The sequence below is a fragment of the Bacteroidia bacterium genome (assembly GCA_033391075.1).
Taxonomy (GTDB): domain Bacteria; phylum Bacteroidota; class Bacteroidia; order J057; family J057; genus JAWPMV01.
The window spans coordinates 355,442-367,906 of the sequence record JAWPMV010000004.1 but is presented as its reverse complement, the minus strand read 5'-3'; the positions used below and the strand labels follow the sequence as shown (position 1 = coordinate 367,906).

Sequence of the window (12,465 nt, the reverse complement as noted above, 5' to 3'; positions counted from 1 at the left end):
GGTACCCAATTATTTCCATTCCATTTGAGAATTTCTCCATTTGTGGCCCCCTGCTGTGCAATATCCAGGGCGTTATTTACTCCATTTCCAGAGATTCTGGCTGTAGTATTTACATTGGTGATACCGGTTTCATCATCATCCGGCACCCAATTATTTCCATTCCATTTGAGGATTTCTCCATTTGCGGCCCCCTGCTGTGCAATATCCAGGGCATTATTTACTCCATTTCCAGAGATTCTGGCTGTAGTATTTACATTGGTGATACCGGTTTCATCATCATCCGGCACCCAATTATTTCCATTCCATTTGAGGATTTCTCCATTTGCGGCCCCCTGCTGGGCAATATCCAGGGCATTATTTACTCCATTTCCAGAGATTCTGGCTGTAGTATTTACATTGGTGATACCGGTTTCATCATCATCCGGCACCCAATTATTTCCATTCCATTTGAGGATTTCTCCATTTGTGGCCCCTTGCTGTGCAATATCCAGGGCGTTATTTACTCCATTCCCTGAAATTCGGGCTGAGGTATTTACATTGGTGATGCCGGTTTCGTCATCGTCTGGTATCCAGGTGGCACCATTCCATTTGAGGACCTCTCCATTATTAGCATTTTGAGGAGCAATGTCGAGGGGACTGTTTATTCCATCCCCTGAAATCCTGGCAGATGTACTGATGTTGCTGATTCCTTCATTATCATCTGCAGGTACCCATGCATTTCCCCTCCATTTCAATACTTGTCCGTCATTTGCGTTCTGCCTGGCAATATCTAAAGCCTGACTGTCTCCGTCGCCTGAAATTCGGGCACTGGTATTGATGCTTTGGAGTCCGCGATCATCATCAGCCGGAATCCATGCATTTCCATCCCATTTCAACACTTGTCCATCATTCGCATTTTGACGTGCAATGTCCAGTGGTCTGGTATCACCATCTCCTGTTATTCTTGCTGTTGTGTTTACTCCACCACCTCCGGTTGCCACATTATCTTCTGCAGGTCCCCAGGATGAACCATTCCATTTCAGGACTTGTCCATCTGTAGGATTTGCCGTACTTACATCTTGCAATGCACGGATACTCATATGAGTAGCGACCTTACTATAGGGAACGGCTAGCAGTTGTTGTGTGCCCATATCTTCCCCATCGATCTCTACTTCAAGGAAATAATCTGTTTCTGACCATTTTATGGCTGAAAAATCCTGTACTTCAAGGGAACCAATCTCCAATTCTATGAGGCCAAATTCATTGGTTCTCACGCTGGAGTGTTTCTCTTGGAAAACAATGTCACCATCCGGGCTTAGGGAATGGATGGTAAAAACTATATCTACACTTTGATCACTAAGAATTTCTCCATTGCCATCTCTGGCAACAGCCTGATAGTTAAATCCAAGGTTTTGGGAGAAAAGACTGGGAATTTGTAGAAATAGTATAATGACAAAAGCCAGGTAATATCTTGTCATAGTATCGGGTGTTTTTGGTTAGAGTGCCCGGGGAAAAAATATTTTCCCGTATAGGTTCATAGGTTTAGATGAGTAAAAAGCAGAAAAGTATCAAAGCTGGTTCAGGTCGAATGTGACCTTTATATTCTCACTTAAAATAGAATGCTCCTTTCTTAAAAAATATTTCTTCTAATACCCTTATACAAGGTACTAATTTTTTTGTATCTCCTACAGAAAGGCTTCATACACAATAGCTTAAAAGTTCAAATTTTTTTAAGGCAGGTATTTCAGGATTCCTGCTCTTTTCCTAAATTATAACGGGTATTAGAATTAGAAATTATTTATCGCAATAAGACAAGTCATTCCTTGCAGCATTTTTGGACCATTTACTAGCCTTTGGATAGTACATGGGAAAAGAATATGAACTTCATTTAGTTGAGGAATTGAGGCTATTAGATCATTTGCGAGAACAATTTAGATACCCTGATGTTTCGTCAGAAAAAACTTTAATAATTGGAGATGTTATGATAATGATACTTCGTAAATCGTATAAAACATTAAGTATAATTTCTGACACAGTTTTACGTTAATTTCTATTATATGGGCAAATAAAATTTTCGAATTTATTGTTTGTAGACAGGTAATCCCAGAAAACCGGCTCTCTCCTGTTTTGCTTCAATACACCTAAGATGAGCAAAATATCCTTCTTGCTTGCTCTTTTTATAGGATTACTTACTACGGCTCTGTCTCAAACGACAGAGTTGAAAGGGCAGCTTATTTTACATAACGGGAAGTACAAGAAAGGAAGCTACCAATACTTTGATAAAGTAAAGGTCAGCAATACCAGTGGTCAATCGAGCCGTACTGATTCTCAGGGGCACTTCCAATTTAGCATAGAGACTACAAAAGCAGACAAGCCTTTGGATATTGACATATTCAAAAGTGGCTATGAAGTGGTGAATGCAGATGCTTTAAAAGAAATTATCCCGAAAGAGGCCGAATTTCTCCGGATTTATTTGGCCCCCAAAGGCATGACAGCTGAGGTTCAAGGAAGATTTTTAAAAATCAGTCGTAAACATCTGAATCGCACCTATGAGGAGCTTGTTCGTAGTATAGAGAATTCGAGTCAGGATCCTGCTAACTGGATTTTTTCTAAGTTCGGCGTTCGGGTCGTGAATAAAGAAGAGGCGATTCAGGTTCTTCAAATTCAAAAATTTGCACTGGATACCCGTCTGGTGAAAATTTGCAAGCTGCTTGCCAGAGAAAACCTGGACCTAAATTCCCTAGCATACCAACAAGCTTATGAGGCATTTAGTCAGGGCGAATTTCAGGATGCACGTAGTATACTGGCAAATTTGAACCTTGATGCAAGAGGAGAGTTGGCAGCTTTACAGGCCGTAGGTACAAGATCTTCTGCGGATTCCAGCTATTCCAGACAGCATACAAGGTTTTGGCAAAAGATTAATAGCCTGGAATTGAAGTCAGCGGCCTATCAAATGGATTTCCTATTCAATGAGGCCAGCCAAATAGAACAGGAAAAGGTAAGTTTTCTGGAAGCAATTGAAACAGATCCTCTCCTTATCGCTTCCGCTCAGGAAAATTTAGCTCAATTGTACCACAGTATTTCGGTCCATGATGCAGCTATAATTTATCAGGGAAAGGCAATCAATAATTTCCAGAAGAAATTAGGGGAAAATGATTTGCGCCTAGCCACTTCTTATTCAAATATGGCTGTTTTACAGCTAGAGCATAAAGACTTTGATGAAGCCTGGGATTATCAGATGAGGGCTTCAGATATTTATAAAAACCTGGGAGCAAAATCCCGGCAGGCTCTGGCTGATTCGTATCTCACAATGGCTACGATTCATACAGCCAGGAAAGATTTGCGACAAGCTGCCTCCTTTCAAAATCAGGCTTTGAAGCTAAAAGAATCCATGGGTTCCACAGATATGGAGAATTTAGCGTTGAGTTATGAAAATATGGCTCAGATTTACCTGCAATTGGAAAGAGAAGATTCTGCAGCTTACTTTCTACAAAAGGGAATAAAACTGAGAAAGAAAATTGGATCTGAGGGGGGAGATATGGCGCGCTCCTATCGACAGTTGGCAGCCTGGGAGAAAGAGCAGGGACGATTGGATCGTGCCTTAGCCCAACAAAAACTGGCAATAAAACAATATCAAGTTCTTGGTGAGGTATACAAGGCTCAATTAGCAGAATCTCAGCAAGAGTTAGCTATGATTTTTCAGGAGTCGGGGGCTTATGATTCGGCTTTGTTTTATGCTGAAAATGCAGATAGGATCAATCAAAGCATGGAGCGACCTCAGCAAGCTTCTCAGGCACTCAATTATCACAACCGTGCTCTTATTCACAATAGCATGGGAAGATATGGGCTGGCGAAAATTTTTCAATGGAAAGCCTTGAAACTTCAGGAGAATGATCCTGAGGTTGACCCTGAGCATCTTGCGGCCTCATATGGAAATCTAGCTATGATTTATCAAGGCCTCAATAAATGGGATTCGGCCCGATATTATCAATTGAGTTCTATCAGGATCAAAGAAGATAAGGCAGGTGATCCCTCTTCCCTGGCATTGTCTTATCATAATATGGCGAGCCTGTATTATAATATACAAGGTTTTGATACCGCCTATACCTACCAAAGTAAAGCTTTACAGATATATAAAAAGACCTTTAGTCCCAGACATCCGGGATTAGGAGTGATCTATGGGAATATGGCCGCGATTCTTGAAGAATTGGGAGCCTATGATTCTTCGCTGACTTATCAGCAAAAGAGTATCGAAATTCTTGAAAATTCTCCTGAACATCCCAACCTCGCGAATTCTTACCATAATATGGCCTTTATTCTCCAGGAAATGGGTGCCTATGATCTGGCTATTGGTTACCAACAGAAGGCGATAAAAGTTCGAGAGTTATTATTGGATAAAGATCACTCATTGATTGCATTATCCTATGATAATCTGGCAGGCTTATATAGGAGCATTGCTGATTTTGACTCAGCTCTTTACTATCAACAAAAAGCGACGGATATCAGGGAAAAGGTGTTTAGTAAAGATCATCCCAACTTATCCCTGAGCTATGCAAATATGGCTGCTGTGTTTCGTCAAATGGCTCAATATGATTCAGCTCTGATTTATCAGCAGCGGGCGATTCATGTCAGGACGACTGTTTATCATCGCATGCATGCGTCTCTGGCCAGGTATTACAATGCCTATGCAGGAATGTTCCATGAGATTGGAAGACTGGATTCGGCACAATTATACCAATTGAAAGCCCTGCACATTACCAGAGAGAATCATGGAAAGAAGCATCCTCGTATGGCAGGTTTGCAAAATAATATGGCTAGCATTCTCAGAAGCTCTGGATATTTTGACTCTGCGCTCGATTATCAGAAAAAAGCAAATGAGATCGTAGAAACTACCTACAATGAGCAGCATCCTTTCCTTGGAATCAGTAGCAATAATCTGGCAACCATTTTCCAAAACCTTGGAGTTCTTGATTCTGCACTTCTTTATTTGCGAAAATCAATTCAGATCAATGAATTCAACTACAAAGAAGAGCATCCCAATGTAGCCAGCGCTTACAACAACCTGGCAAGTCTCTACAAAGAAATGGGGACCTACGATTCTGCGGTAAGCTATCAAGTGAAGTCCATAGTTCTATTCGAAAATATTCTCCCGGAGAATCATCCTTCCCTGGCCATAGTCTATCAAAACATGGCCAATATTTATGCAAAATGGGAGCAGTTTGGTCAAGCTTTCGTCTACCAGCAGAAAAGTATCAAAGTTAGAGAGAATATCAACCGACCAGTTCATCCCGAATTATTGCAATCCTACCGAAACATGTCTGAGATTCTGAAAGAGATGGGACAGTTGGATGCCTCTGAAAAATTCAAAAAGAAGGCCGAAGAGGGGACCAATATGGTCAGGAATCAACCCTAATCCCTCCAAACGATTTAAGATAAGCTTTTTTGTTTTTTGCACTATAACGATGTTATATTTTAGTACGATTGTTTATTCGTTCTGAAAATGATATCTCTTGGTGATCTTTTTGTGATAGGCATGAGCGATCTTTGTTGCACACGATAGACAAACATAGGTTAGGTTAGAATAATAGTATTACAAACATGAGCCGGCCTAAAAAATCGTGCCTTACGAAAAGCACGGCTTGTGTGCAGGGGCAGACATTCGTCTGCCCCACTTTTTCTTTTCGATTAAGCTCCCTACATTTAAGTAAATGCACAGCGATGAAAGAGAAAGTCTATGTAGAGATTTTGGATAGCTTTAGTATCGGCCCTTCAAAACTCCTGATTGTATACCTGAAAAATCCAGGTTTCGCCCTAAAAAAAGGCTTCTTTCTCCAATCCGAAGCTTCGGGGCATCGATGGGAAATCTATAATAGGTATCTTGACTATTACACTCAGGAGAAAGAAGAAGTATTTGAAGGCGAAGAAATAGCCATTGTCAGATCCAAACCAAAGAGCACTGATATAGCAAGTTATGTCCAAAACATTCTGGATCGGGACCGAAAGCGAGAATTTATGTACAGACTGCGAGGAATAGGACATAGCGATAAACCCGAACAAGGAGAGAAACTTGTACTACTGAAGACCTAAGAATTATATAGCTAACACAATCAGCACGACACAGATGGCATACACGCTAAAGATTCAGGCAAAGGATCTTTCCGGCACGTCTATCGAACTGGAACCTGCCTGGTGGAAGTACAAAGAAATCCGAGAAGCTTATCCTTTTAAAAAGGAATTGAGTCACGGCTTTCTGAATTATCATTTATATCCTGACCCGGATACCTTCCTCAATATTTTCCTCGATCAACTTCCCTATTTGGATCAGGGGATATATGATGCACCCAAGTGGAAAGAAATAAATTCCAGATGCATGCAAGAGTTGAAAGAACTTATAGAACATCAGGAAAATTATAAAGAGCTGGAGATCATTATCTATGAATGGGAGTCTTGAAAAAAGCGAAGAAATATTAGTTCTATAAGTAGAGCTTGACTAGTTTCGCGCCATGAATCAAGCTTCCGATCGCTTGTACACGCCAGCCTTTTTACTTCTCTGCCTAAGCAATGTGCTTTTTTCAGGGAGTTTCAATATGATCGTACCTGAATTGCCTTCCTATCTGACCAGCCTGGGAGGCGAAGATTACAAAGGCCTTATCATCTCTCTTTTCACGCTTTCTGCCGGACTTTCCCGCCCCTTTAGCGGAAAACTGGCAGATACAGTAGGCAGAATCCCCCTGATGGTCTTTGGAACCCTGGTATGTGTCCTTTGTAGCCTCATGTATCCCTTACTCACGACCGTAGCTGGCTTTTTGATCCTGAGATTTTTTCATGGATTTTCTACGGGTTTTAAACCTACTGCATCCACTGCATTTATAGCAGATATCGTCCCTGTCCATAGAAGGGGAGAAGCAATGGGAATCGCCGGAGTAAGTATGAATTTGGGAGCCTCTCTCTTTCCTCCGCTTGGAAGTTATCTGGTCAATGAATATTCTGTCGACTTCATGTTTTATGCTTCCTCGGCTGTTGCATTGTTGTCTATTATGATTCTGATGAATCTTAAAGAAAGTTTACAGGAGCCCGAAAAATTCAAAGCTTCACTTCTGAAATTAAAAGCCGATGAGATCATTGAGAAAAAAGCTTTGCCTGTAGCCTTTGTTACGGCTCTCATCTATTTAACTTTCGGAATATTGCTTACCATTTCTCCAGACCAGGCAGATCATTTAGGTATGGAGAATAAAGGCCTGCTATTTACCAGCTTTACCCTCTTCACTCTATTATCAAGGGCCATAGCTGGAAAAGCCTCTGATAAATATGGCAGGATCGTAGTAATAAAGGTTTCCGTTATCTTCATCGTACTTTCTTTGATATACCTTGGCAATGTAGAAACCATGACAAACCTTATGATCGCATCAGGGGCCCTAGGATTCTCTACAGGAATTGCAGCCCCGGCCGTTTTTGCCTGGGTCATAGATATCAGTCCGGAAAATCGTCGGGGAAGGTATATGGCGACCACCTATATTGCGCTGGAAATAGGAATTGGATTTGGAGCCATTCTTTCCGCCTGGCTGTATGATAATAACCCCAACAATTTTGATTTGGCCTACTATGCAGCAGCCGGATTTACGCTTCTGGCAGGAATCTACCTCCAATTCTTCTACAAAAAGCCTACAAGCTAAAATTTACGGCTTCCAAACGAGCATTCAGATTAGCCTTGTCTTCTGTCGATAAAGGAATATTAGGAGCACGCATATGTTCCCAATCAGCTCTGTCCTGCCAATCTGCAAATTTTGCTTTCAAAGCCGAAACAAATACAAAGCCTTCGAAAGACTTGCGCACCTCTGTCAGGGCAGTCTGAAGGCTATCCGCATCTTTCCCCTCAATAAAAGCCTGATATACCTCCTGTGCACGTGCTGAGGTCGCATTTGCGGTTGCGGAAATACAGCCTACCCCACCTGCTTTTAGTATATCCAGCAAGAATTTCTCCGTGCCGGCGAACATCTGAAATCCCGGAATTTCTTTTACTATACCTGACATATGCTCCCAATTCCCACTGGAGTCCTTCATACCCACAATATTGTCAGGATAAAGACTGGCTAACTCTTTGGTCAATTCAATGGAAAAAGAAACTCCGCTCATTTGCGGGATGTGATATAAGTAGATACGGACCTCCGGATTATTGATTCTTTCAAGTAACAGTTTAAAATAAGCCTTCAGGCCTTCATCAGAGGCTGTATAGTAAAAAGGAGGAAGTAAGAGAAGATCCCTGACGCCATGCTGCAATGCATGTGTACTCAATTTCACAGTATCAGGAAAAGCACAACAACCTGTTCCCAACATAATTTTAGCCGCTGGGATTCCTCCTTCAATCAAAGCCTCCAGTGCAGCCATGCGCTCCTCTACGGTAAATGAATTTGCTTCTCCGGTAGTACCCAAAACTGCTATAGCATCACTTCCCTGTGAAAGAAGCCAATGGCAATGTTCAACAAGCTTATCATGATCAACAGTAAGGTCCGCGTTAAGAGGAGTAAGGTTTGCGGTGAGGACTCCTTTGAGTAAAGAGGGGGATGCTTGCATAACTTCTTTTTAGAAGCACATAATTCTGCAATCTTTCTTTGAGAATCAAATTTCAGCCAAAATATTTGATAAGAATCAAGGCAATCGAAATCCTACCAGGATAGAAATACTTCTATTTCTGTTGAGAGGAGCGATTACATCAAGCGGAACAGGCCCAGGCCCGGAGAAACGATTATACTGGAGCATTGAAGTTTGAGGTACCCAATTCAGACATATACCCGCAATAAGCCTGTAAGGAAAATTATACGCTGCATGAATTCGAAAATAGGGAGCAGAAAATCTTCTGCTCAGGTTTATCGTATAGGTTTTTCGATGTCTTCGCATAGAGAATAACAGGCCCGACTCCAACTTAAGCATGACATCCGCCAACTCTTTACGGACCTGGATTCCCAGTCCATGATGTGCAATGCTATCAAAGCCATTGAAGTATCCCCAATGACTATAGGAAGGTCCCAAATTTCCGATTTTCTCAAAGCTTATTCCGGCATGTAGATGAGTGAGGATAAATGAGTTATTGGCAAAAACGGGTACAAATGATCCATACAAATCAAAGGAAAAGGGTCGATCAAAATCTTCATCCTGCGCAAAGCCAGATTGCAAACAGCAAAGAAGTAGTATGGAAAAAAAGGCTTTCATTATGGTATGCTAAATCCAAAAAAAAGAGAGAAACTTCGATGTCGGTTGAGGGGCCTACGAAAGCTATCAATAGGCGGAGCGGGAGGCCTGCGAAATGAGGTAAAAATGATGTATTTGCTTTCCGGGATAAAATTCAGATTGAAACCCATAACAAGCATTTTCCCTAAGCGAAGACCTGCATGCAATCGAAAATAAGCTGCTCTGCCTCCCGGTCGAATAGAAACGGTAAAATCTTCGTTTATTTTTTTATAGTTCAATAGCAGTCCGTATTCAAATTTCAGGATGGCTTTACGAATAGGTGCTCGATATTGAAGTCCGACTCCTGTATAGTTATTGTTTTCGTAGGCATTCCCATACCCCCACGTGCTCATTACTGCTCCAAAATTCTCAGCTTTTTGAAAGCTAAAGCCAGCATGGAGATTTGTAAGAACATGAAAACCTCCTGCAGGAATCGGAATAAAAGAGCCATACAAATCAAATCCAAAAGGAAAGAAATAACTACTATCTCTTTGCTGGCTATGCACTTCCGGAGTCAGGATAGGAAGCAAAAATATAAGCAAGAGAAGTCGGGTTTTCATATCGCAACTGCATCATTTTAAACAAATACCTACAAAAAAAGACAAGCCTTTGTGTTGACTGGGAGGATTGCTCCATCTATTGAAATCTCGGGGAGTCGTACCTGTGAAGTTTTCTGTATATATGATATGTTTACTCCTGGGTACCCAATTGATGACAAATCCGGTATAAAATCTAGGCCCCATTGGCCAACCCATATGCGCTCTTACATAGGGAGCCCTTGAACCCGGTCGAAGACCTATGACATAAAAGTCTCGGGGTTTACGATATGTCAGGAGCATGCCTGATTCAAATTTGATGAAAGATCTTCTGAAATCCCTTCGATACTGTATACCTATACCTGAATACTCATTCCTATAATATGTTTGCCCTCCCCATTTGCTATATGCCAGCCCAAATCCTCCTAGGTACGGTAAGCTTACCGATGCATGTATATGCTCCATAACTAGCAGATCATAAATAACAACCGGTAGAAAAATCCCATACACATCCAACCCAAAACCCAGGGGCTCTTTTTCAATCACCGTCTGAGCATGCAGAGTATGTAAGGGGCTTAGAGAAAGCAGAACGGCTACTATGAGAGATCGAAATACCATAAATCTATTTTATACTAAATCCAACAAACACATTCATACTTTCATGATGATCTGGCGAATTTTTCCAGGAAGTAAAGCCTCTGGCATCCAAGGGACTACTGCTATAATTGGCCACATAAGCGATGTGTTTACTTTTGGGGACCCAGTTAAAGACTATCCCTGTGCTGATGAAACGTCCAAACTTATGTCCTAGATGAAGCCTGATATAGGGAATATTACGCCCATTGAGTAGACCAATCTTCGCACTAGTTAGATTGATCTCATATTGTAAGAGGATCCCTCCCTCTATTTTAGCCTGAATTTTTCCCCATTGTTGATTGTGTTGCAAGCCTATCCCTGTATAGTTTCGAAAATCAGGATAATTAAAGCCCCAATGGCTAAATGCTGGACCAATATTTCCCAATTCATGCATACTGAGAGCTAGATGTGCATGCTTAATTAGATAAACGTCATAAAAGTATAGGGGCAAATAAACCCCATATGCATCTATTCCTATTGGCAAAACAGGATCCTTATCGGATTGACTAAAAGCTGGAAGAATACCTAGAACAAGAAAAAAAATCAGAGCTATACAACGAATGATCATGGAATGCTTAATCCAATAAATACTGAAAACCCAAAATGTCGATCCCAGGGGGGATCTAAACTGGAAAAAACAGGAGGGACAGGCGGAAATGAGATCGATGAGTAACGCAAATTTGTGGTTGGTGGTATATAGTCAATGCTGCCACCCACCAACAGTAAAGGCTTGAATCGATACCCCAGGTGCAATCTATAATAGGGGATGATACTTCCTCTTGCTCGCTTTACCCTCGACAAGTATGCATTGAATTCATAATCCAAAACAAGTCCTCCTTCCAGTTTTAACAAGAACTTCTGAGAAGGAATTCTAGCTTGTAAGCCCAGTCCAACAAAGTGCCTTCCTCTTTCTTTTCCCATTCCTCCTCCAAAGACACTCAAAGCCGGTCCTACATGGCCAAAACCCTTAAAACTCAGACCTAAATGCAAGTTGTAATGCAAGGGGTAATTTGCAGCTGGGAGCGGATACACAGCTCCGTACAAATCAAAACCCAGGGACCCAAAGTCCGTTTCTTGTTGTGAATGCAGGAAATTAATGGAAAATACTAGTAGTATGCAGCTAAGTAGTGTTTTCATGATCTTTGCTTTTCCAATATAAGCAGAGATCAGAATTTCCCCAAAAAACAAAAAAATGAGCCGGCTTTCACCGGCTCGATCCTTTCTCTCAGCACATTTGCTTTAGGACTAAGAAAATATTTATCGAAATAAAGCTGAGTGATCGGGGAATCTTCGTTTGATCAGATTCTTATTTTTTGTCAAGTTCGACCAAAGGATAAAGGGTGTAATCTTCTGTCGGTGATCCGGAGGCCGTTTGTTTTACAGAGGCAACACTATTATCCCTGGATGCTTCTGTTCCAAACATTTCGCTGGTACCTACAATAGATCCATTTGCTGATTTCAGGTTAAAATAGAATTCACCATTTTTAGCTGTCAGCTTATCGAAGTTTGCTTCATCTTTAGAAGCAGCCTGGACAGAATCAATTCCGGATTTAGCTCCCGCCTTATTAGCATAGCCTTCACTAGCCAGGATGATTTCGCCATTTGAGGCATACAATCTAAAGCGGTACTCACCAGCTTTGTCTTCATAAATTTGAAACTTGGGATTGGTATGCGCTTCAAATCCGGTAGTGGTATCTTCTACCGCAGCATCAGGGGCTGTATTCATGGTGGATTGAACCCCATTGTTACGCCCACTTTCAGATTCATAGCTCTGACTGGTAGCAACTACCTGTCCATTCTTTGCAATAATTGAAAAGGAATGCTTGTCTCCGGAATCAGAAGTTTTTTTGCGATAGTTTCCTTCGTCAGTCCCATTTTCCTTTACACTACGAATGCCATTGATCGCACTATCTTTTTGTGTGTAGGCTTCGCTGGAAACCAGGATGTTTCCATTCACAGATTTTAGGCGAAAGTAAAATTGATCATCTTTGCCTTTAAAGATTTGAAACTTAGGATGTGGAATTTCCATGTAGATTTGTGTTAATGTTTAAATTCGTGTTTCGAAAAATATTATCCATTCACAGGCTTT

At 41.3% G+C, this 12,465-nt stretch carries 12 protein-coding genes; 4 read left to right on the top strand and 8 right to left on the bottom strand.

All coding sequences use genetic code 11. From position 1 onward, the window contains the following. Window positions 1-1,457: hypothetical protein (locus R8P61_35615; GenBank protein ID MDW3652460.1), on the bottom strand; the 1,457-nt coding region annotated here is incomplete at its 3' end. Window positions 1,458-2,125: 668 nt separating this feature from the next. On the opposite strand from R8P61_35615, the gene R8P61_35610 reads away from it, so the two are divergent. From R8P61_35610 to R8P61_35595, 4 genes are all read left to right on the top strand, one after another. After that, window positions 2,126-5,392 (top strand): tetratricopeptide repeat protein, encoded by a 3,267-nt coding sequence (locus tag R8P61_35610; GenBank protein ID MDW3652459.1) that lies wholly within the window; start codon window positions 2,126-2,128, stop codon window positions 5,390-5,392. A 305-nt stretch (window positions 5,393-5,697) separates the two neighbouring features. Then, window positions 5,698-6,066: a hypothetical protein gene (locus R8P61_35605; protein ID MDW3652458.1), complete on the top strand. Its 369-nt coding sequence runs from the start codon at window positions 5,698-5,700 to the stop codon at window positions 6,064-6,066. Between the two features lie 34 nt (window positions 6,067-6,100). Next, window positions 6,101-6,430: a hypothetical protein gene (locus R8P61_35600; GenBank protein MDW3652457.1), complete on the top strand. Its 330-nt coding sequence runs from the start codon at window positions 6,101-6,103 to the stop codon at window positions 6,428-6,430. A gap of 52 nt (window positions 6,431-6,482) precedes the next feature. Continuing rightward, window positions 6,483-7,652 (top strand): MFS transporter, encoded by a 1,170-nt coding sequence (locus R8P61_35595; protein MDW3652456.1) that lies wholly within the window; start codon window positions 6,483-6,485, stop codon window positions 7,650-7,652. On the opposite strand, the gene R8P61_35590 is transcribed toward R8P61_35595, so the two are convergent. The 7 genes from R8P61_35590 to R8P61_35560 form a co-directional block, all read right to left on the bottom strand. Beyond that, window positions 7,642-8,550 (bottom strand): dihydrodipicolinate synthase family protein, encoded by a 909-nt coding sequence (locus tag R8P61_35590; protein MDW3652455.1) that lies wholly within the window; start codon window positions 8,548-8,550, stop codon window positions 7,642-7,644. The two genes, R8P61_35595 and R8P61_35590, sit on opposite strands and share 11 nt — an antisense overlap. Before the next feature lie 75 nt (window positions 8,551-8,625). Beyond that, window positions 8,626-9,186, bottom strand: a complete 561-nt coding sequence (locus tag R8P61_35585; protein MDW3652454.1) for a hypothetical protein — start codon at window positions 9,184-9,186, stop codon at window positions 8,626-8,628. Beyond that, entirely contained in the window at window positions 9,186-9,764 is a 579-nt protein-coding gene (locus tag R8P61_35580; protein MDW3652453.1) for a hypothetical protein, read from the bottom strand. Before R8P61_35580 ends, R8P61_35585 begins: the two co-directional genes overlap by 1 nt. 12 nt (window positions 9,765-9,776) lie before the next feature. Continuing rightward, entirely contained in the window at window positions 9,777-10,358 is a 582-nt protein-coding gene (locus R8P61_35575) for a hypothetical protein (GenBank protein MDW3652452.1), read from the bottom strand. 4 nt (window positions 10,359-10,362) lie between these two features. Continuing rightward, window positions 10,363-10,860 (bottom strand): hypothetical protein, encoded by a 498-nt coding sequence (locus tag R8P61_35570; protein MDW3652451.1) that lies wholly within the window; start codon window positions 10,858-10,860, stop codon window positions 10,363-10,365. 80 nt (window positions 10,861-10,940) lie between these two features. Next, window positions 10,941-11,513 carry a hypothetical protein gene (locus R8P61_35565; protein MDW3652450.1) on the bottom strand — a complete coding sequence of 191 codons (573 nt, stop codon included), beginning with the start codon at window positions 11,511-11,513 and terminating at the stop codon, window positions 10,941-10,943. Between the two features lie 169 nt (window positions 11,514-11,682). After that, window positions 11,683-12,405, bottom strand: coding sequence for a DUF1508 domain-containing protein (locus R8P61_35560; GenBank protein ID MDW3652449.1), 723 nt, complete (start codon window positions 12,403-12,405; stop codon window positions 11,683-11,685). Window positions 12,406-12,465: the final 60 nt, after the last annotated feature.

Coding starts and splice junctions, on each gene's coding strand:
- R8P61_35610 (MDW3652459.1), top strand. CDS start 2,126: ATGAGCAAAATATCCTTCTTGCTTGCTCTTTTTATAGGATTACTTACT.
- R8P61_35605 (MDW3652458.1), top strand. CDS start 5,698: ATGAAAGAGAAAGTCTATGTAGAGATTTTGGATAGCTTTAGTATCGGC.
- R8P61_35600 (MDW3652457.1), top strand. CDS start 6,101: ATGGCATACACGCTAAAGATTCAGGCAAAGGATCTTTCCGGCACGTCT.
- R8P61_35595 (MDW3652456.1), top strand. CDS start 6,483: ATGAATCAAGCTTCCGATCGCTTGTACACGCCAGCCTTTTTACTTCTC.
- R8P61_35590 (MDW3652455.1), bottom strand. CDS start 8,550: ATGCAAGCATCCCCCTCTTTACTCAAAGGAGTCCTCACCGCAAACCTT.
- R8P61_35585 (MDW3652454.1), bottom strand. CDS start 9,186: ATGAAAGCCTTTTTTTCCATACTACTTCTTTGCTGTTTGCAATCTGGC.
- R8P61_35580 (MDW3652453.1), bottom strand. CDS start 9,764: ATGAAAACCCGACTTCTCTTGCTTATATTTTTGCTTCCTATCCTGACT.
- R8P61_35575 (MDW3652452.1), bottom strand. CDS start 10,358: ATGGTATTTCGATCTCTCATAGTAGCCGTTCTGCTTTCTCTAAGCCCC.
- R8P61_35565 (MDW3652450.1), bottom strand. CDS start 11,513: ATGAAAACACTACTTAGCTGCATACTACTAGTATTTTCCATTAATTTC.
- R8P61_35560 (MDW3652449.1), bottom strand. CDS start 12,405: ATGGAAATTCCACATCCTAAGTTTCAAATCTTTAAAGGCAAAGATGAT.